This window comes from Halomonas sp. HP20-15 (assembly GCF_033446685.1).
GTDB lineage: Bacteria > Pseudomonadota > Gammaproteobacteria > Pseudomonadales > Halomonadaceae > Modicisalibacter.
This window is the reverse complement of the sequence record NZ_JAWQLY010000001.1, coordinates 254,438-273,633: the sequence shown is the minus strand read 5'-3', so window position 1 is coordinate 273,633 and position 19,196 is coordinate 254,438. Positions and strand designations below refer to the sequence as shown.

Below are 19,196 nucleotides of genomic sequence, written 5' to 3'. Positions count from 1 at the left end.
CTGACGAGGACACCCGTGAACGAATCCCTGTCCATTCCTCACCTGATCATGAACGCGAGCCTGGTGGTACAACTGGTGATGCTGTTGCTGATCGTGGCTTCCATCGCCTCTTGGGTGGTGATCTTCCAGCGCAGTTTCGTGCTGCGCCGGGCTCACAAGGCGCACCGCACGTTCGAGGATCGCTTCTGGTCGGGCGTCGATCTCAACGAGCTCTACCGCGAGACGCCGGCCGAGCAGGACGTGCTCGGCGCCGAACACATCTTTCGTTCCGGCTTTCGCGAGTTCAACCGGCTGCTGCCCAAGACCCGCAGCAACCAGGCGATCCTCGACGGCGTGCAGCGTGCCATGCGCGTGGCCTGGTCGCGCGAGGAAGAGCGCCTCAACCAGCACCTGATCTTCCTCGCCACGGTCGCCTCGTCGAGCCCTTATATCGGCTTGTTCGGCACCGTCTGGGGCATCATGGGCTCGTTCATGAGCCTGTCCATGGCCCAGCAGGCGACACTGTCGACCGTCGCGCCATGGATCGCCGAGGCGCTGATCGCCACCGCCATGGGGCTTTTCGCGGCGATTCCCGCGGTGATCTTCTATAACCGCCTATCCGCGCAGTCCAACCGCTTGCTCGGTCAGTACGAGGATTTCGCCGAGGAATTTCACTCCATTCTGCACCGCAACCTGCAAGGGCGCGGTGACCGGGAAGCAGCCTGAGGAGGCGCCTTTATGATGCATGGCCCCTTCAATCGCGGCCCACATCGCAAGCCGATGGCCGAGATCAACGTCGTGCCGTTCATCGACGTCATGTTGGTGCTGCTGGTTATCTTCATGATCACCGCGCCGATGATGACCCAGGGCGTACAGGTCGAATTGCCCAAGGTCGCCTCCGAGCCCATCGATGTGCCCGAGGACAGCGAGCCGTTGGTCGCCTCGATCAACGGCGATGGCGAGTACTTTCTTTCCATCGGCGATGGCGAGACGCCGCTGAGCCTCGATGAGCTCAGCAACAAGGTCATCGCGGTACTGCAGCGCAAGCCGCAGACGCCGGTGATGGTCAAGGGCGACCGGAATGTGCCCTATGGCCAGGTCGTGACCCTGATGAGCACCCTGCAGGTCGCGGGCGTGCCCAATGTCGGCTTGATTTCCGACCCGCCTTCCCGGGAGCAGTGAGGACGCACGATGGCGAAACAGGAAAGGCGGGTCGGCTACGGGCTTCCCGTAGTGCTGGCGGTAGGCCTGCACGTCGGTATATTGCTGTTGAGCGTGCTGCGCTGGCCGGTCAGCGAGCCCGAGGAGACATCCTCGGCGATCGTCCAGGCGACGCTGGTGAGCACTGAAACGGCCACCGACCAGGCTCAGCGGGCCAAGGAAGCCCAGGCCCGCGCCGCCGAAAGCCAGGCCGACGAACGGCAAGAGCAGCAACAGGCCGAGCAAGAGGCCCAGCAACAGGCCGAACAGCAGCGCCAACAAGCCGAAGTGCAGGCGCGAGAGCAGCGCGAGGCCGAGCAGCAGGCATTGCAGGAGGCCCGGCGACAGGCCGAGCAGGAAGCTCAGCGGCGTGCCGAGCAGGCCGAAGCGGCCGAAAATCAGCGTCAGCAAGAAGCCGAGAAGCAGCGCAAGGCCGAGGAGGCTCGCAAGCAGGCCGAAGCCGAGAAGCAGCGCAAGGCCGAGGAAGCCCGCAAGCAGGCCGAAGCCGAGAAGCAGCGCAAGGCCGAGGAAGCTCGCAAGCAAGCCGAAGCCGAGAAGCAGCGCAAGGCCGAGGAAGCCCGCAAGCAGGCCGAAGCCGAGAAACAGCGCAAGGCCGAGGAGGCTCGCAAGCAGGCCGAAGCCGAGAAGCAACGCAAGGCCGAGGAGGCTCGCAAGCAGGCCGAAGCCGCCGCCAAACGTGCTGCCGAAGCCGCTCGGCGTGCCTCGGAGCAGGCCCTGGCGAGCTCGATCGCCGGCGAAGAGCAGGCGATTGCCAATGCCAAGCAGGCGGCTCAAGCGGCGAACGGCTTCAAGAATCTGGTCAAGCGGGCGGTCGAGCAGGCTTGGAACATTCCGCCCGGGGCCACTAATCAGATGCGTGCCGTGGTCAGCCTCGAGTTGCTGCCGACCGGTGAACTGGTCAATGCTTCAATTCGCAACAGTAGCGGTAACGCCAGCTTTGACCGCTCGGTCCTCCAGGCCGTCGAACGTGCCGCGCCGTTTCGCGAAATGCGCGAACTGCCAGCCGCCGCGCAGCGGCAATTCCGTGAATTCAACCTGGATTTCAATCCTGAGGATGTGCGCCGATGAAACGACTAGCTCCGTTCATGCTCGGCTGGCTGATGTTGCTGGTTGGCAACCTGGCCAGTGCGGACCTGACCATCGAGATCACCAAGGGCAGCGATGAGGCGATTCCGATCGCCGTCGTGCCCTTCGGCGGGCAGCAGTTGCCCGAGGATATCGCCCAGATCGTCAGCGACGACCTGGCCCACAGCGGTCAGTTCGATCCGCTGTCGCGCAGCACGCTGATCGCCTCGCCGACTACCAGCGACGAGGTTCGCTATCGTGACTGGCGCGCCGTCGACAGCAATTACCTGGTCGTCGGCCAGGTCAGCCAGACCGGCCAGGGCTATCGCATCCAGTTCGAGCTGATGGATATCTACGGCGAGCGGCGCATGCTCGGCGAGGCCGTCAACGTCAGCGCCAACCAGCTGCGTTCCGGCGCCCATTACATCAGCGACAAGGTCTACGAGGCGATCACCGGGGTACGCGGTGCCTTCTCGACGCGCATCGCCTACGTCACCGCCGAGGGCGCCGCCGATAACCGGCGTTTCGCCTTGCACGTCGCCGATGCCGACGGGCACAACAGCCAGCAGATCCTGACCTCGCGTGAGCCGATCATGTCGCCGGCCTGGTCGCCGGACGGCAACAAGCTCGCCTACGTGTCTTTCGAATCGGGAAACTCGGCGATCTACATCCAGAACCTGGCGACCAGCCAGCGCGTCCAGGTGACCTCGTTTTCGGGCATCAATGGCGCTCCGGCCTGGTCGCCGGACGGTCGCAAATTGGCGATGTCATTGTCGAAGGATGGTCAGCCGGAAATCTACGTCATGGATATCGGCTCGCGCAGTTTTCAGCGTCTGACCCGTAACGAGTCGATCGACACCGAGCCTTCCTGGGCACCGGACGGCAACAGCCTGGTCTTCACATCGGATCGCAGCGGCGGACCGCAGCTTTACAGCTATTCGCTGGGCAGTGGCGAAAGTCAGCGGCTGACCTTTACCGGCAATTACAATTCGCGTGGACGCTACTCGCCGGACGGCGAAACTCTGTTTATGATCCACCGTGGCAACAGTGGTTTCAGTGTCGCCAAGCAAAACCTGAGCAACGACCGGCTGACGATACTCACCGACTCGCAGTGGGATGAGTCGCCTAGTGTTGCGCCGAACGGGAGCATGGTAATCTTCGCCACCCAGCAGGGAAACAGCGGGGTGCTGAGCGTGGTGTCGGCCGATGGCAATGCCTCGTACCGCCTGCCCTCAGCCGAAGGCGATGTGCGGGAGCCCGCGTGGTCGCCGTTCATGAACTAAGCCTGAACATACAGTAACAACTGTGTCATTCGCATTTTGAGCAAGGAGTTGACGATGAAGTTTAAACCGTACGCCAAAAGCCTGGCCGTCGCTGTGTCCCTCGCTGTCATGGCTGGCTGTTCCAGCAGCGGTGGCACACAGGACGGCAGCATGGATGGCGCGACAGCCGGCGGCCAGGGTCAGGGCGGTGTGACCACCGGCCAGGGCCTGGGTGGGCAGGCCAACGGCTCTCAGATGGGTGCCGACCAGCTTGCCGGCGTGCCCGATGTGCGTACCATCTATTTCGACTACGACAAGGACACCATTCGTCCCGAGTTCGAGTCCGTGCTGAACGAGCACGCTGCCTACCTGCGCAATCACTCCAATGCTCAGATCGTCCTGCAGGGCCATGCCGACGAGCGCGGTACCCGCGAGTACAACCTGGGTCTGGGCGAGCGTCGTGCGCAGTCGGTGGAGCGCTACCTGAGCGTTCAGGGAGTCTCGTCATCGCAGGTCGATGTCGTCAGCTACGGTGAAGAGCGTCCGGCCGTGCAAGGTCACTCCGAACAGTCCTACGCGAAGAATCGTCGCGTGGTCATCGCTTACTAAGCTTCGGCGGAGTCAAGCATGAAACACAGTCTGAAAGGACTGTGCGGCGCGGGGGCCCTGGTGCTCCCGCTGTCCGTATGGGCCGCCCCCGTGGTCGAAGATCTATCGGCCAACCAGCAGAGCAATCTCTACCAACAGACCCAGGTTCGTCCGGAAGCTGGCGGCAACTTGGTGCTGTTCAATCAGTTGCAGGACAATCAGCGTCAGATTCAGGAATTGCGAGGGCAGATCGAAGAGCTGCGCTATCAACTCGAGCAGCAGAAAAATTTCGCCCAGGAGCGTTATCTGGAACTGGAAAAGCGTATCAGTGGCTTTGCCGCGTCCGGTGGCGGCAATACCGCCCAGGGCGGCGGCACTCCCAGTTCGGCCGAACAGGGCGACAATAGCGATGCGGCGGTGGCTGCCGCCGACCAGGAAGATCGCCAGGCCTACCAGGCCGCTTTCCAGAAGGTTCAGGCGCGCGACTTCGATGCCGCACTCACGGCGTTCGAGTCCTTCGTCAAGAATCATCCCGATTCGCCACTGCGTGCCAATGGCTATTATTGGTTAGGAGAGCTCTATTCGGCGCGCTCCGAGCTGGAACCGGCCGCCCAGGCGTTCACCACCGTGATCGAGGACTATCCGCAAAGCAACAAGGTCCCCGATGCGCTCTACAAGCTGGGACTGCTCAAGGCGCGCCAAGGCCAGCCGGAGGCCAGCAAGCAATTGCTGAATCGCGTTCAGCAGGAGTATCCGGATAGCAATGCGGCCAGCATGGCCGGCGATTTCCTCAACCAGTCCGGGCTCTGACCGGCAACGAGGAGTCACGATGAGTTGCAAGATCGATTACCAGGCTCCCGCGGATCTGCTGGCGGGGCGGGTGATCCTGGTAACCGGCGCCGGTGAAGGCATTGGCCGCACCGCCGCCAAGTGTTATGCCCGCCACGGCGCCACGGTGATACTGCTGGGGCGCACGATCGCCAAGCTCGAGACCGTCTACGACGAGATCGAGGCCGATGGCGGACCGCAGCCGGCGATCTTCCCGCTCAACTTCGAAGGCGCTACGCTCAAGGATTATCAGGACATGGCGGCGACGCTGAGCAAGGAGTTCGCTTGCCTCGATGGCATTCTGCACAATGCCGGCCTGCTGGGACGGATCACTCCGTTCGAGCAGTACGATCCTGAGCTCTGGGAACAGGTCATGCAGGTCAACATCAATGGGCCGGTATGGATGACCCAGGCGCTGCTGCCGCTGCTCAAGGCATCCGACGACGCCTCGGTGGTCTTCACCTCGTCCAGCGTAGGCCGCAAGGGGCGGGCATTCTGGGGCGCCTATGCGGTCTCCAAGTTCGCCACCGAGGGCTTCGTGCAGGTGCTAGCCGACGAGCTCGAGAATCTTTCCTCGGTGCGCGTCAATAGCCTCAACCCCGGCGCCACGCGGACGCGGATGCGCCAGGCTGCCTTCCCCGGTGAAGATCCGGCGACGCTGCGTACCGCCGACGAGATCATGCCGACCTATCTATGGCTGATGGGCGCCGATAGTCAGGGCCATACCGGCGAGCGTTTCGACGCCCAGCCGGCCCGTAGCTAGGCAATACTGACGACTTGGTTCTCCCCGTCGAGCCTCGGCTCAGCGGGGCCGATCGATCAATCCGACAAGCGCAGCGGTAAGGTCCTGGGGTTTCTCGAACCAGCGATCCGCTCGCCAGCTGTGCCGATCCTCGGCCTCGTCGATATACCCGTAACCGACCGCGATCGCGGTCATGCCGGCGGCGTGGGCGGCCTGCATGTCGCGCACGTGATCGCCAATGTACCAGCACTGGGCGGCATTCAACCCCAGGCGCTGCGCCGCTGCCCATAGCGGTTCGGGGTCGGGCTTTCTCACCGGCAAGTCATCGGCGCACAGCAAGGCGCCTGGCTCGAGGCCCAGCGCCTCGATCAGCGGCGCGGCGTATGCGCGCGGCTTGTTGGTGACGATGCCCCAGGCCCGCGGCGGCTGCGACCAGGTTGCGAGTAGCGGCTCCAACCCCGGGAAAACCCGGCTCTCGGCCGCGACGTCGCGGGCATAGCTGTCGAGCAGGAAAGCGCGTGCCGCGGCGTGTTCGGGGTGCGTGGCCTCGAGTCCCAGCGCCAGCGTCACCAGGGCGCTCCCCCCGTTGGAGACCTGGGTGCGTATTACCTCGAAGGGCAGCGCGTCGAGACCGTGATGCGCGCGCAGGGCATTGGTCGCGCGGGCCAGATCCGGTGCGGTGTCGACCAGCGTGCCGTCGAGGTCGAACAGCAGGCCGAGCGGCGCATGGCTCACGGCGCCTCCATCGAACAGTGCATCATGTAGTTGACCGAAACGTCGCGCGGCGCCAGGCGGTAGGTGCGGGTCAGCGGATTGTAGGTCAGTCCGCTCTGTTCGCGTACGCGCAGGCCGGTGGCCCGGCACCAGTTGGAAAGCTCCGAGGGCCGGATGAACTTGCGATAGTCGTGGGTGCCGCGCGGCAGCAGGCTGAGCACGTATTCCGCACCGATGATGGCAAAGGCATAGGCCTTGGGGTTGCGGTTGATGGTCGAGAAGAAGACATGGCCGCCGGGGCGTACCAGCGTCGCGCAGGCGCGCACCACCGCGGCCGGATCGGGTACGTGCTCGAGCATCTCCAGGCAGGTGACGACGTCGTACTCGCCGGGCTGCTCGGCGGCCATCTCTTCGGCACTGATCTGACGGTAGTCGACCGTCACGCCGCTCTCCTGCTGATGCATGCGCGCGACTTCCAGTGGCGTCGCCCCCAGATCAATACCGGTCACTTCGGCGCCGCGGTGCGCCATTGCTTCGCTCAGGATGCCGCCGCCGCAGCCGACGTCGAGCACGCGCTTGCCGGCGAGCCCGGCCCGCGCGTCGATGAAGTCCAGGCGCAGCGGATTGATCTCGTGGAGCGGCTTGAATTCGCTGTCAGGGTCCCACCAGCGGCTCGCCAAGGCCTCGAATTTGGCGATCTCGCTGGGATCGACATTGCCGCGCTGGGTATCGCGTTGTGCCGGGTTCATTGCGCCTCTCCCTGTTGGCGGGTGTGAGACATGGCACGCTGACGAGCCGCGGCCATGCGCTTGAGTTCCTGGACGTCGATGTCGCACAGTTCGCCCTCGACGAGCTTGGGCCGGCCGGCGACCCAGACATGACTGACCTGGCGGCTGTTCATGGCGTAGACGATCGCCGAGGCCGGGTGATGGACCGGCTGGGTATTCAACTCATCCAGGTCGACGGCGATCAGGTCGGCCTCGTAGCCTTCACGGAGTTGACCGACGCGCTTGCCGAGCCCCAGCGCATGGGCGCCGTCGCGGGTGGCCATGGCCAGTGTCGCCATCGCCGGCAAGGCCGCCGCATCGCCACTGACGCCCTTGGCGAGCAGCGCGGCGCAACGCATCTCGTCGAACATGTCGAGGTCATTGTTGCTGGCCGCACCGTCGGTACCCAGCGCGATGTTGACGCCCATTGCGCGTAGTCGTTCGACCGGACAGAAGCCGCTGGCCAGCTTGAGGTTCGACTGGGGACAGTGCACGAGCTGGATGCCGGTCTCGGCGATGATCGCCAGGTCCTCGTCGTCGATCTGAGTCATGTGCACCGCCTGGAAGCGTGCGTCGAGCAGTCCGGCTTCGAACAGCCGACGCAGCGGCCGCTTGCCGTGTTCGCGCAGGCTCTGTTCGACTTCGTCGGCCGTCTCATGGACATGCATCTGGATCGGCAAGTCGAGGCGTTCGCGCGCCTCACGCAGCCGCTTCAGGCTGTCGTCGCCGACCGTGTAGGGCGCGTGCGGGCCGAAGGCCAGGCCAATCAGCGGATGATCCTGGCAACGCGCCACCAGCGCCTCGGTGCGTGCCAGTCCTGTGCCGAAGTCCTCGGCCCAGGGGGTGGGGAAATCGATCAGCGGCGTGCACAGCTGGCTGCGGATGCCGGTCTCGCCGATGACGTCGGCGGCGGCCTCGGGAGCCAGGTACATATCCGCGAAGGTGGTGGTGCCCGAGCGCAGCATCTCGGCGATCGCCAGCCGCGTGCCATCGGCGACGAATCCGGGGTTGATATGAGCGGCTTCGGCCGGCCAGATATGCTCGTTGAGCCAGGTCATCAATGGCAGGTCGTCGGCGAAGCCTCGCATCAGGCTCATGCCGGCATGGTTGTGCGCGTTGACGAGCCCCGGCAGCAGGGCGTGGTGATCGAGGCGCAGCACGCGCTGGGCGTTGACCCGCTGGCGGGCGATGGCGATCGGCCAGGGGCCGAGCAGGCGTCCCGCCCGTATCGCCACGGCATGATCGGCCAGGGTCGGCAAATCCTCGCTCATCGGCAGCACCCAGCGGGCTTCGATCAGCAACTCGACGTCGAAAGGGGCGTCGGGTGGCATGGCGCATCTCCTCCGGTAAGATGCCCGCATTCTACTCTTTCTCGACAGGCTTTGGGCAAAGATGCCACCGTAGCACCCGATGGCCTGGGCCGGCAGGGCCCAGCATGCCCGAGCGGCGGCGGCGTGCCGGCGGATGATGCTCGTAGTGGGCATGCAGCTATTACACTTGGCCATGGCGGGGCTCACTTCGGGGCCTCTCTATGGCATACTTATTGTTACATTCATGCAGGAGGGACCCCCATGATTCGTAAGGCCGTACTACCCGTTGCCGGCCTCGGCACCCGTTGTCTGCCGGCCTCCAAGGCCATTCCCAAGGAAATGATCACCATCGTCGACAAGCCGGTGATCCAGTACGTGGTCGAGGAAGCGGTGGCCGCCGGGATCAAGGAGATCGTGCTGGTCACGCACTCGAGCAAGGGCGCCATCGAGAATCACTTCGACAAGCACTTCGAGCTCGAAACGATGCTCGAGGCCAAGGGCAAGGACGAGATGCTCGCCGAGGTACGCAAGATCGTTCCCGCCGACGTCAGTATCATTGCGGTACGCCAGCCCGAAGCGCTGGGCCTCGGCCATGCCGTGCTCTGCGCGCGCTCGGTGATCGGCCAGGACGAACCCTTCGCGGTGCTGCTGCCCGACGTGCTGGTCGATGGCGAAGGTCTGCCGCGCAACGACCTGGCCGGAATGATCGATGCCTACCAGCGTACCGGCGATGCCCAGATCATGGTCGAGAACGTGCCCCGGGACATGGTCCACAAGTATGGCATCGTCGCCCTCGAGGGCGATGTCCCCGAGCCCGGCAAGAGCGCCCTGATCAGCGACATGGTCGAGAAGCCCAAGGTCGAGGAAGCGCCCTCGACGCTGGCGGTCATCGGTCGTTACCTGCTGCCCGGCTCGATCTTCGAACTGCTGGCCAAGACCAAGCCCGGCGCCGGCAACGAGATCCAATTGACCGATGCCATCGATGCGCTGCGCGCGCAGCAGGGCGTGGCCGCCTACCGCATGCAGGGCGAGACCTATGACTGCGGTCACCAGCTGGGCTACCTGGAAGCCACGCTGGCCTTCGGCAAACGCCATCCCAAGTTCGGCGAAGGCTTCAATGCCTTGCTCAAGCGTTACGCCAACGAGGGGTAAAGCCGATGCGAATCATCGTACACGGCAGTGAGTTGGCCGCGGCAACTGCCGCCGCGGCACTGGCCTCGGTCGGCCACCGGGTCGACTGGTACCCGCATCCCGACGCCAGCTGGGCGCAGCTCGCATCGGCCGACTGGCTGAGTGGCGAACCCTTCGTCGCCGACGAGCTGACGAAGAGCAGTGAATCGGGCGCCTTGCGCATTCACGATGCACCAGACCTCGATACGCAGGCGGAGACGGATATCGTCTGGCTGGCCCTGGCGCCCGACCAGCGTGACGCCGCCGAGCAGTTCGTCGATGCCGTCGCCGGCGTACAGAGTTCGCCGCTGGTGGTGGTCAACAATTCGACGTTCCCGGTGGGCCAGACCGAGGCGCTGGAAGCGCTGCTGCGCCATGCCTCGCAGGTGGCCGTGGTACTGCCGGACATGCTCGAGGAGGGGCGTGCCTGGCAGGTGTTCACGCGCCCCACGCGATGGCTACTGGGCTGCGAGGACGACTGGGCGGCCGATCAGGTTCGTGAATTGCTGCGCGCCTTCAACCGCCGGGCCGAGGTCTTCCAGCGCATGCCGCGCCGCGCCGCCGAGCTGACCAAGCTGGCGATCAACGGCATGCTGGCGACGCGCATCAGCTACATGAACGAGGTCGCCGGACTGGCCGATTCGCTGGGCGTCGATGTCGAGCATGTCCGTCAGGGCATGGGCGCCGACACCCGTATCGGTTACGAGTACCTGTATCCGGGGATCGGCTTCGGCGGGCCCAATTTCTCCCGCGATCTGATGCGTCTGGCCGACGTCCAGCACCAGACGGGGCGCGAATCGCAGCTGCTCGAGCAGGTGCTCGACATCAACGAGGGCAAGAAGGAAACCCTGTTCCGCAAGTTGTGGAATCACTTCCATGGCAAGCTGGAAGGGCGCACGGTGGCCATCTGGGGCGCCGCCTTCAAACCCGGCACCACGCGCATCGATCACGCGCCCGTGTTGACGCTGCTGCGCGCGCTGTGGGCCCAGGGCGTCCATGTGCGCCTGCACGACCCGGCGGCACTACCGGCGCTGCGCAAGGAACTGGGCGACCATCCGCTACTCAGCCTGCACGAGGATGATCCTTACGCCGCCTGCGAGGGCGCCGATGCCTTGATGCTGGTCACCGAGTGGAAGTGCTACTGGAATCCGGATTGGCGCCGTCTTGCCGAAACGCTCGGCGAGCGGCTGATCCTCGACGGTCGCAATATCTACGATCCGGTCTATGTCGCGGCTCGCGGGCTGGTCTATCGGGGCATCGGGCGTCGCGCCGATCCCTGACACGGCTGTGCCCGACGTAGACACGACAACGCCCCGCTTTCGAGCGGGGCGTTGTCGTTACAGGCTGGCGACGGCTGCGCACGGCAGCTAAGCGTCGCGCTCAGTTGAAGCTCTTCAACTCAAGCTCTTCAACAGAAGTTCTGGGCGACGAAGTCCCAGTTTATGACGTTCCACACCGCATCCAGGTACTTGGGGCGCGCGTTGCGATAATCGATGTAATAGGCGTGTTCCCACACGTCGATGGTCAGCAAGGGCGTCTGGCCATGGGCGATCGGAGTGTCGGCATCGTCGGTATTGACGATATCGACTCCGCCATCGGCGGTCTTGATCAGCCAGGTCCAGCCCGCGCCGAAATTGCCTGCGGCCTTGGCGCTGAACGCGTCCTTGAACGCATCGAAGGAGCCGAACTTGACGTCGATGGCCTCGGCCAAGGCGCCTGAAGGCTGGCCACCACCGCTGGGCGACAGGCAGTGCCAGTAGAAGGTGTGGTTCCATACCTGAGCCGCCTGGTTGAACAGGCCGCCGGAAGCCGACTTGATGATCTCCTCGAGCGACCTGTTCTCGTCGTCGGTGCCCTGGACCAACTCATTGAGCTTGGTTACGTAAGCCTGGTGGTGCTTGCCGTAATGGTACTCGAGTGTTTCCGCGGAAATGTGCGGCTCCAGGGCATTCCGTTCATAGGGAAGCGCGGGCAATTCGAACGCCATTGGTTAAGCTCCTGTGCTTTTTTCTTCTGTCCGGTAACCAGCGTGGAATACAGAGCGAGTAAAAAAACCTTACAATACCAAGCATCTGCGTTAGCTGAGGTCGCATCATATTATCAGCCTGGGGTATGCTCGCCAATTCCGTCCGCTGCTGCTCGGCGCGGTCGGGAGCGTAGCGAAGCAACGATGGCGAACCCGCTAACGCCAGGCATAGACGAGGAGAACCCATGGTGGATCGCGCTGACGAACCACGCCTGACAACCCCGATCGTCCCGGGGCCTGGCGATGAACTGACCACGCATCGCCCGCCGGGTAACAATGCCCGGGGAGCGCGCGTCTGGCCGCTATGGCTGTTGGTCTGCCTGTTGCTGGCCGGGCTGACGGCGCTGGCCTGGCTCTACTGGATGGATCGTCAGAGCTGGCAGACGACCCAGCGTGAGCTCGAAGGCCAGGTATCCAACATGCATGCCAGGCTGGATGGCCTCGACGACGGTCGCAGCATGTCGCCCGAGCAACTATCGAACAAGCTTGGCGCCCTCAACGAGGACCAGCAATCGCTGGCCCAGCAGCTCGGCGAGCTGCGCTCGACCCTCGAAGGCCTCGAGGAGAGCACGGCCGACAGCGCGCGAATCGACGACCTGGTCCAGCGACTCGACGGTCTCGAAGCGCAGGGCGACACACTGGTCGCCACCCTCGATGCAACCCGCCGTTCACTGACGGCCCTCGAGAAGCAGGGGAACGAAGCCCGCCAGGGGTTGTCCGACCGCCTGTCACGTCTCGCTTCCGAACAACAGCAGGCGGCCCAGCGCCGCGAGGCGCTGGCGGAACGCACCGAGGAACTGGCCCAGGCTCAGCGCACCACGCAGCAGCAGCTCGAGGCGCTGGGCGAACTGGAAACGCGCATCGCGACCCTCGATGAGCGTGTCGGCTCGTTGAACGAGACTAGCCAGTCACGCCAGGGTCAGCAGGAGCAGCTCCAGGCGCGGATCGACGAAATCCACACCGCAATCACCGAATTGCGCCAAAATCAATTGGCGATCAATGCCAGTCTGGAGAGCTTGAGCGCGGGCAACTGATCACCAGTGATGTTTTTCAGGGAGCTAGAGACACGAATGGACGCAGGCCTATTCAATCGCCGGGGTGACCGCGCTCTTGCCGACACCTACCCGCGGCCTGGCGAGCGCTAACCCATGCAGCGGCGCTATCTCGTTCCCCTGTTGGCCGCCCTGCTGGCCGCCACTGGCGGTCGGGCATGGGCTATCGAGACCCGTGTCGAGGGGCTCGAAGGGCCGGTGGCCAACAACGTCGTCAATTACCTGGCAGAGCTGGAGGCGGCGGATTACGGCAGGGCGCGCCTGGAATCGGAAATCCGCCGACGCAGCCGCGAAGCGCTCAAGGCCTATGGTTATTACGACCCCACGATCGACGTGAGTCTGGAAACCGGGGACGACGCGGAAGCCATCGAGCGCGCCGTCGTCACCATCGAGCCTGGCCCGCGGGTCACCATCGAAACCCTGGATATTCAGTTGGTGGGCGATGCGAGCGACGATCGTCATTTCCTGGATGCCATCGACGCCATGCCGCTCAAGGAGGGCGAGCCGCTCCTGCACGCGCCCTACGAGGGACTGCGCAGCCAGCTTTCGACATTGGCGGCTGAGCGCGGCTATTTCGACGCGGCATTTCCCCGCCATCGTATCGAAGTGCGCCCCTGGCAACAGAGCGCTCGAATCTACCTGACGCTGGATAGCGGCGAGCGCTATCGCTTCGGTCGGGTCAGCTATTCAGGCAGCCAGATCGACGTCGCCAAGTTGCGTAACATGTTGCCGTTCGACGAAGGCGACCCCTACCTGGCCGGGCAACTGGCCGAATACAACCAGCGGCTCGGCCAGACCGACTGGTTTCGTGGCATTAGCATCAGGCCGCGTATCGAAACCGGCGCCTCGCTGGCCCAGGCCCAGCTCAATTGGTGGCAGGCCGTCGATCACCGCCCGGCCGGCACCGGCCCGGCGGAATCAAGCGGCCAACAAGCGCAGCCGGTGCTCAGTGCGCTGGCTCTCGACGCGGCACGCAACGTTGCCACCCCGGGGCCACCGCGGGTCCCTGTGGACGTCAGCCTAATTCCCGCCGATCGCCATCAATTCGAAGTGGGTATCGGCTACGCGACCGACGTCGGCCCGCGCACCCAGTTCACCTGGGATCAGCCATGGCTCAACGAGGACGGCGACAGCCTCTACCATGAATTGTACCTGTCCGCCCCGGAGCAGCAATTCAGTGGCACCTACCGCATGCCGCTAGCCGATCCGCTGCGCGACAGCTACGAGTTGCAATACGGCCTCAGGAACCTCGACAACGAAGACACCCAGAGCCTGGAAGCCTCGGTGGAGCTGGCCCGGGAATGGGTCTTCGACAACGGCTGGACCCAGCGACTCTACGTGCGCTCCACCTACGAGGACTTCAAGCAGGCCGATCAGAACGAGCAGGTGCTGCTCTACTACCCGGGCATCAGCTGGTCTCGCACGCGTACCCGCAACCCGCGCTTTCCCTCCTGGGGAGATAGCCAGCGACTGTCGCTGGCCGTCTCGGATACCCTCTGGGGCTCGGACGCCACCTTCGTGCGGGGCACGCTGGATTCGCAGTGGATTCGCATGCTCGGCAGCGATTACCGTTTCATCGGCCGTACCAGCGTCGGCGCGATGAGTACCGACGATTTTGACAAGATCCCGCCGTCGTTGCGCTTCTTTACCGGCGGCGATCGCAGTGTCCGCGGTTACAGCTACGAGAGCCTCGCACCGAGGAACGAAGACGGCGAACTGCTGGGCGGACAGCAGAAATTCGTCGCCAGCATCGAGGCCCAGCGTCGCTTGACCGGCGACTGGTGGGGCGCGGCCTTCGTCGATACCGGTAATGCCTTCAATGACTGGTGGCCGCAGGATCTAGCGACCGGCGCCGGCCTGGGGGTTCGCTGGGTCTCTCCGGTCGGCCCCATTCGGCTGGACATCGCGCACCCCTTCGACAGCGAGGAGGACTCGTGGCGGCTGCATTTCGCCATAGGGCCCGAATTTTGATCATTCCCTTTCTACGCTTGCTGCTCTGGTTACCGTTCTGGTTGCTCGGGCTGATTTTCCTGCTGGTGGGCCTGGGGCTCTCGCCCTGGGGAACCGCCTGGTTGGCCGAGCAGGGCGAGCAGCGCGGCTTATTCGAGTTCGAACGCATCAGCGGCTCGCCGCTGGAGGCCTTCACGCTCGAGGGCTTCGTCATGCAGGCCGGCCCGGCGCACGTGCGCGTCGGGCGCCTGCACTTGGCCTGGGCCGAGGATTGCCTGCTCGATGGCCGTCTGTGCCTGGATGCGCTCGAACTCGAGAACGTCGACGTCAGGCTCGCGCAATCCACCCCCGCGCCGGCCGAAGAGCAAGCCCCCGCCGAGTCGGGCGGTCTGCCGTCGATCGTCGTGCCGTTTCCGGTCGAAGTGCGCGCGCTGTCGGTCAACGACGTGGCGATACGGCTCGCCGACGGCACGCATCTCGAGTGGCAGCGCTTCACCAGCGGGGCGCGGATAGCCGGCAACGAACTCACGCTGTTGCCGACCCGTCTGGCGCATGTCCGCTTGCGGTTGCCGCAATCGCCCGGCCAGCAACTCGGCGCGCCGGATGGCGAAGGGGCGAGCGGTGATCGGACAATCGGCGCCGCAGCGATCGACGCAAGCATTGCGCTCACGACAGCCGATTCCGCCGCGTCGGTTGACGACAGGGCCACCGCGGATTCGCTGGCGTCGGACGATTCGACGTCCCCCCTCGAGGCGCAGCCGCGGCGTTCGTTACCCGCGATCGAACTGCCGCTGGCGATACGCGTTCCGAGCCTGATCGTCAGCGATTTCCGGCTTGCAGGGCCCACACCGCGGCGCATCGATCGCCTGGCCCTCAGCCTGGAGGGCGAAGGGCATGACGTGCGCCTGCACAGCCTGGCCCTGACGGCGCCGGACGCCGACGCGCAACTCTCGGCATCGGTTACCTTGCGCGATGACTACCCCCTGACGGCCAGTCTCGAGGGTGTCATCCACCAGTCGCCACTCGCCGGGCAGCGACTGAATCTAGACGTTTCCGGCTCGTTGGCCGACCTGGCCGCCGATATCGAGGCCAGCGGGCCGGTCAGCGCCTCGCTCAGCGCCCAGGCCGACCTTCTTGCGCCCACCGTGCCCTTCGAAGTCACCGTCGATGCCGAGCGGCTGGCCTGGCCGCTGACTCCCGCCGTCAATGTCGATGTCGAAGCCGCACTGGCCGTGAGTGGCGTCACGCTAAAGTCAGGCGATACCAAACAGGCGGCGTTGATCACCGCGCCCGAGTATCGCGTGGACGCCCTCCAATTGCGCGCCGAAGGCGATCTCACCGGCTATCGCGTGGCGCTGCAGGGCCGGGCCTCGGGGCAGGCGCTGCCCGCCAGCGTCGAGATCGGCCTGGTGGGTAACGGCGATCTCGAACACTTCGCCTGGCTGCCATTGTCGCTCTCCGCCGCCGAGGGTGCGCTGATCAGCCGCGGGGAGGTGCATTGGGCGCCGGCCCTGACGGTCGACGCCACCATCAATCTCGAGAACTTCGCGTTGGGCGCCGTCACCCAGGCGGTCGACGGGACGCTCAACGGCGACGCCCGGGTGCGTTTCACCCAGCGAGAACAGGGCTGGCGGCTAGCGGTACCGACGCTGGCGATCGATGGCACGTTGCAGGGGCGGCCGCTCTCGCTGCAGGCCAAGCTCAGCGGCAATAGCGACATGCGCTGGCAGATCGACACGCTGGATCTACGCCAGGGCCGCAATCGCCTGACCGCACAGGGCAAGATGGCCGATACCCTCGATCTTTCCGGGCGCCTCGACGCCCCCGCGCTGGATTCGCTACTGCCTGCGCTCGGCGGCTCGGTCAATGGGCGCTTCAGTCTGGGCGGGACGCTTGAGGCGCCGCAGATCGCCGCAGCTTTGCAGGGCAGTGATCTGCGTTATGCCGACAATAGCATCGGCTCGCTGAGGCTGGATGCCGACGTCGCCGGTCTTGATGATCCGAAGCTCGACATCGACCTGGGCCTCGAGGAGGTCCTGGCGGGCGGGCAGCGTCTCAGCCAACTGGATCTCGGAGTCGATGGGCGGCTCTCGCAGCATCGTCTGAACCTATCGCTGCAGGCCGGCGAGAACATGCCGCTATCGCGCGCCTCGCTGCGCATCGACGGTGGCCTGAATGCCGAGCGGAGTCGTTATCGCGGTCGGCTGGCGGCGCTCGAGATCGATAGCGAGCAGACCGAGCTGCGGCTTGCCGAAGCGACGCCATTCGCCGTCGACCTGGCCGCCAGTCGGCTCACCATGCAGCCGTTCTGCCTGGTGCGCCGGCAGGGCGGGCGGCTGTGCGCCACGCAGGAACTGCAAGCCTCGCCCGGCCAGGGCCGCGTGGTCATGGCCTTGCAACAGGTGCCTATGGACCTGCTGGGGCTGGTACTGCCCGAGGACTGGAGCGCCGCCGGTAAGAGCGACGGCCAGTTCGAATTCTCGTGGTCGGCCGGGGCCAGCCGTTGGCAGGCCAACGCCGAGCTGCAGAGTCAGCTCGACCTGGAGGGGCTCGACGCCTACGGCAAGCCCTGGAGCCTGCCGACGACGCAACTCGAACTGAGTCTGGACGCCAATCCCTCCCAGGCAAGCGTCGACGCCCGGGTGGGCGTCGACGGGGCCGGGGCTATTCGCCTGCAGGCGGATATCGACGACCCCACCGGCAAGGCGGCACTGGATGGCCAATTGAGCATCGCCGAATTGGACCTGGCGCCCTACCAGGCGCTGGTGGCGGGCGTCGACACGCTCGAGGGCACGCTCGACGGAGACATCGCCCTGGCCGGTGCGCTGGCCAACCCCGAACTCGACGGCCAACTCGTCCTCGATGGGCTGCGCGCCCAGGGCGGCGAAGTCCCCGTCGAGGTGCGCGACGGCCGGCTGACGGTCGCGCTGAGTGGACACCAAGCGGATATCCAAGGCTTCGTCGCCGCCGAACGGGGCCGCTTGGAGTTGTCCGGCGACGCGCGCTGGCCCGAGCCCGGCCAGTGGCAGGCCGACTTGGCGCTCGAGGGCGTCGAGGAGCCGCTGGAACTGACGCTGCCCGAGTTCGGCCGCTTGCGGGTAGCGCCGGACTTGCAGATCTCCGCCTCGCCGGACCTGTTGCGTATCCGCGGCCGGGTCGATGTCCCGTGGGGACGCCTGGAAGTCGGCCAGTTGCCGGCCTCGGCGGTATCGCCGAGCAGCGATGAGGTGATCATCACCCGGCGCGACGAGCAGCGCGCCCAGCGCGAGGCGGCCAAGGCCGTCGATGAAGCGGCCAAGGGCGCCGACGAAGCGACCGCTCAGGCGCTGTCGGAAGCCGGCATGCGCCTCGATGTGCGCATCGACCTGAGTATCGGTCCCGATGTACGCATCGCGGCCTATGGACTGGAGGCCGAACTGACCGGCAACCTGCAAGTGCGTCAGGGCAGCGGCCCGGTACAGCTGTTCGGCGACGTCAATCTGGTCAACGGCGAGTACAGTGCGTTCGGGCAGGACCTGCTGATCCGCAAGGGGCAGGTATTGTTCAGCGGTCCGGCATCGCAGCCGCGCCTGCAATTCGAGGCGATCCGCAACCCGGAAGCCACCGAGGATGGCGTGATCGCCGGGTTGCGTGTCAGCGGGCCGGCGGAACAGCCCAACCTGAAGGTGTTTTCCGAGCCGGCGATGGCCGAGAGTCGTGCGCTGTCCTACCTGCTGCGCGGACGCGCGCCGGACGACAGCGGCGGCGACGGGGCGCTGACGTCGGCATTGATCGGCCTGTCGCTGTCGCGTACCGGCAACGCGGTCGGCCGCCTGGGGCAGACCTTCGGCGTGCAGGACCTGACGCTGGACACCGCCGGTAGCGGTGAGGATAGCCAGGTGGTGGTCAGCGGCCAGCTGTTCGAGGATCTCGAGGTCAGTTACGGCGTCGGAGTGTTTTCACCGATCGCCGAACTGACGCTACGCTACAAGCTGATGCAGAACCTCTATCTGGAGGCGGTGACCGGGGCGGCCCAGGCCGTGGACCTGATCTACAGTTTCAGCCTCGGGCGCAGCAGCGCTTCGCCTTGAGCCCGCTGCCGCACGGGCAGGGCGCGTTGCGGCCCACGCGGAGCCGTTGCCAGTCGGCATCGCCGTCGAGATAGAACCACTGTCCATCGATGCGACGAAAACGGCTGGTTTCCTCGAGCGCGAGCCAGCCATCCGCTTGCTGGGCAAGCGCCCGGAAGCGCACCCAGCCGTGATCATCGTCGTTCTCGCTGGCCGCGACGATCAGCCGCCGCCAGCGCGGCCCGGAGTCTTCGCCAGAGCCTTCGAGTTCGGCGCGCATCGGTCGGGTGTCCGGGGCCCAGCTGGCGATAAGAAAATCACTGTCGGCGAGCACGAAGGCGCTGAACCGGGCACGCATCAGCGCTTCGGGCGTCGAGGCGCGGGCCGGAGCGGCATGAATCGGCGCACAGCAGGTTGCGTAGGATGACTGGCTGCCGCAGGGGCAGACGGTGGTCGGATCAATTTCCATCATT

At 65.3% G+C, this 19,196-nt stretch carries 17 protein-coding genes; 12 read left to right on the top strand and 5 right to left on the bottom strand.

Annotated features, from left to right (window positions below):
- Positions 1-15: 15 nt before the first annotated feature.
- From tolQ to R6258_RS01295, 7 genes are read left to right on the top strand one after another with little or no spacing between them, the layout of a single operon-like run.
- Positions 16-705, top strand: coding sequence for a protein TolQ (gene tolQ / locus R6258_RS01325; protein ID WP_318446475.1), 690 nt, complete (start codon positions 16-18; stop codon positions 703-705).
- A 15-nt stretch (positions 706-720) separates the two neighbouring features.
- Positions 721-1,161 carry a protein TolR gene (gene tolR, locus R6258_RS01320; RefSeq protein WP_318446891.1) on the top strand — a complete coding sequence of 147 codons (441 nt, stop codon included), beginning with the start codon at positions 721-723 and terminating at the stop codon, positions 1,159-1,161.
- 9 nt (positions 1,162-1,170) lie between these two features.
- On the top strand, positions 1,171-2,268 hold the full coding sequence (gene tolA, locus R6258_RS01315) for a cell envelope integrity protein TolA (RefSeq protein WP_318446473.1): 1,098 nt from the start codon (positions 1,171-1,173) through the stop codon (positions 2,266-2,268).
- Positions 2,265-3,548, top strand: a complete 1,284-nt coding sequence (tolB, locus tag R6258_RS01310) for a Tol-Pal system beta propeller repeat protein TolB (RefSeq protein ID WP_318446472.1) — start codon at positions 2,265-2,267, stop codon at positions 3,546-3,548. The genes tolA and tolB overlap by 4 nt, the downstream gene beginning before the upstream one ends.
- Before the next feature lie 54 nt (positions 3,549-3,602).
- Positions 3,603-4,136 carry a peptidoglycan-associated lipoprotein Pal gene (gene pal, locus R6258_RS01305; RefSeq protein ID WP_318446470.1) on the top strand — a complete coding sequence of 178 codons (534 nt, stop codon included), beginning with the start codon at positions 3,603-3,605 and terminating at the stop codon, positions 4,134-4,136.
- 18 nt (positions 4,137-4,154) lie between these two features.
- A complete protein-coding gene (gene ybgF / locus R6258_RS01300) occupies positions 4,155-4,925 on the top strand; it encodes a tol-pal system protein YbgF (protein WP_318446467.1) in 771 nt (256 codons plus the stop codon).
- Between the two features lie 19 nt (positions 4,926-4,944).
- The gene (locus R6258_RS01295) at positions 4,945-5,706 is read left to right on the top strand and encodes a YciK family oxidoreductase (RefSeq protein ID WP_318446466.1); all 762 of its coding nucleotides are present in this window, start codon (positions 4,945-4,947) and stop codon (positions 5,704-5,706) included.
- A gap of 39 nt (positions 5,707-5,745) precedes the next feature.
- Here R6258_RS01295 and R6258_RS01290 read toward each other — a convergent pair whose 3' ends face one another.
- From R6258_RS01290 to R6258_RS01280, 3 genes are read right to left on the bottom strand one after another with little or no spacing between them, the layout of a single operon-like run.
- Positions 5,746-6,420, bottom strand: a complete 675-nt coding sequence (locus R6258_RS01290; protein WP_318446464.1) for an HAD-IA family hydrolase — start codon at positions 6,418-6,420, stop codon at positions 5,746-5,748.
- Entirely contained in the window at positions 6,417-7,148 is a 732-nt protein-coding gene (ubiG, locus tag R6258_RS01285) for a bifunctional 2-polyprenyl-6-hydroxyphenol methylase/3-demethylubiquinol 3-O-methyltransferase UbiG (RefSeq protein WP_318446462.1), read from the bottom strand. Before ubiG ends, R6258_RS01290 begins: the two co-directional genes overlap by 4 nt.
- Positions 7,145-8,497, bottom strand: a complete 1,353-nt coding sequence (locus R6258_RS01280; RefSeq protein ID WP_318446460.1) for a TRZ/ATZ family hydrolase — start codon at positions 8,495-8,497, stop codon at positions 7,145-7,147. The genes ubiG and R6258_RS01280 overlap by 4 nt, the downstream gene beginning before the upstream one ends.
- Positions 8,498-8,737: 240 nt before the next feature.
- Here R6258_RS01280 and galU point away from each other — a divergent pair, with 240 nt between their 5' ends.
- Positions 8,738-9,628: a UTP--glucose-1-phosphate uridylyltransferase GalU gene (gene galU, locus R6258_RS01275; protein WP_318446458.1), complete on the top strand. Its 891-nt coding sequence runs from the start codon at positions 8,738-8,740 to the stop codon at positions 9,626-9,628.
- Positions 9,629-9,633: 5 nt separating this feature from the next.
- Positions 9,634-10,926, top strand: a complete 1,293-nt coding sequence (locus R6258_RS01270) for a nucleotide sugar dehydrogenase (protein WP_318446456.1) — start codon at positions 9,634-9,636, stop codon at positions 10,924-10,926.
- Positions 10,927-11,054: 128 nt separating this feature from the next.
- Here the strand turns inward: R6258_RS01270 and R6258_RS01265 are convergent, their stop codons facing one another.
- Complete coding sequence (locus tag R6258_RS01265; RefSeq protein ID WP_318446454.1) at positions 11,055-11,633, bottom strand: superoxide dismutase; 579 nt, start codon at positions 11,631-11,633, stop codon at positions 11,055-11,057.
- Between the two features lie 224 nt (positions 11,634-11,857).
- Between R6258_RS01265 and R6258_RS01260 the strand changes: the two genes are divergently transcribed.
- The 3 genes from R6258_RS01260 to R6258_RS01250 all read left to right on the top strand — a co-directional run bounded on the left by R6258_RS01260 (position 11,858) and on the right by R6258_RS01250 (position 18,744).
- Entirely contained in the window at positions 11,858-12,706 is an 849-nt protein-coding gene (locus R6258_RS01260) for a hypothetical protein (protein ID WP_318446452.1), read from the top strand.
- Between the two features lie 114 nt (positions 12,707-12,820).
- Positions 12,821-14,695 (top strand): autotransporter assembly complex family protein, encoded by a 1,875-nt coding sequence (locus R6258_RS01255; protein WP_318446450.1) that lies wholly within the window; start codon positions 12,821-12,823, stop codon positions 14,693-14,695.
- Positions 14,659-18,744 (top strand): translocation/assembly module TamB domain-containing protein, encoded by a 4,086-nt coding sequence (locus R6258_RS01250; protein ID WP_318446448.1) that lies wholly within the window; start codon positions 14,659-14,661, stop codon positions 18,742-18,744. The genes R6258_RS01255 and R6258_RS01250 overlap by 37 nt, the downstream gene beginning before the upstream one ends.
- Here the strand turns inward: R6258_RS01250 and R6258_RS01245 are convergent.
- Positions 18,713-19,195: a YchJ family protein gene (locus R6258_RS01245; RefSeq protein WP_318446446.1), complete on the bottom strand. Its 483-nt coding sequence runs from the start codon at positions 19,193-19,195 to the stop codon at positions 18,713-18,715. The two genes, R6258_RS01250 and R6258_RS01245, sit on opposite strands and share 32 nt — an antisense overlap.
- Between the last annotated feature and the right edge of the window lies 1 nt (position 19,196).

Coding starts and splice junctions, on each gene's coding strand:
- tolR (WP_318446891.1), top strand. CDS start 721: ATGCATGGCCCCTTCAATCGCGGCCCACATCGCAAGCCGATGGCCGAG.
- tolA (WP_318446473.1), top strand. CDS start 1,171: ATGGCGAAACAGGAAAGGCGGGTCGGCTACGGGCTTCCCGTAGTGCTG.
- tolB (WP_318446472.1), top strand. CDS start 2,265: ATGAAACGACTAGCTCCGTTCATGCTCGGCTGGCTGATGTTGCTGGTT.
- pal (WP_318446470.1), top strand. CDS start 3,603: ATGAAGTTTAAACCGTACGCCAAAAGCCTGGCCGTCGCTGTGTCCCTC.
- ybgF (WP_318446467.1), top strand. CDS start 4,155: ATGAAACACAGTCTGAAAGGACTGTGCGGCGCGGGGGCCCTGGTGCTC.
- R6258_RS01295 (WP_318446466.1), top strand. CDS start 4,945: ATGAGTTGCAAGATCGATTACCAGGCTCCCGCGGATCTGCTGGCGGGG.
- ubiG (WP_318446462.1), bottom strand. CDS start 7,148: ATGAACCCGGCACAACGCGATACCCAGCGCGGCAATGTCGATCCCAGC.
- R6258_RS01280 (WP_318446460.1), bottom strand. CDS start 8,497: ATGCCACCCGACGCCCCTTTCGACGTCGAGTTGCTGATCGAAGCCCGC.
- galU (WP_318446458.1), top strand. CDS start 8,738: ATGATTCGTAAGGCCGTACTACCCGTTGCCGGCCTCGGCACCCGTTGT.
- R6258_RS01270 (WP_318446456.1), top strand. CDS start 9,634: ATGCGAATCATCGTACACGGCAGTGAGTTGGCCGCGGCAACTGCCGCC.
- R6258_RS01265 (WP_318446454.1), bottom strand. CDS start 11,633: ATGGCGTTCGAATTGCCCGCGCTTCCCTATGAACGGAATGCCCTGGAG.
- R6258_RS01260 (WP_318446452.1), top strand. CDS start 11,858: ATGGTGGATCGCGCTGACGAACCACGCCTGACAACCCCGATCGTCCCG.
- R6258_RS01255 (WP_318446450.1), top strand. CDS start 12,821: ATGCAGCGGCGCTATCTCGTTCCCCTGTTGGCCGCCCTGCTGGCCGCC.
- R6258_RS01245 (WP_318446446.1), bottom strand. CDS start 19,195: ATGATGGAAATTGATCCGACCACCGTCTGCCCCTGCGGCAGCCAGTCA.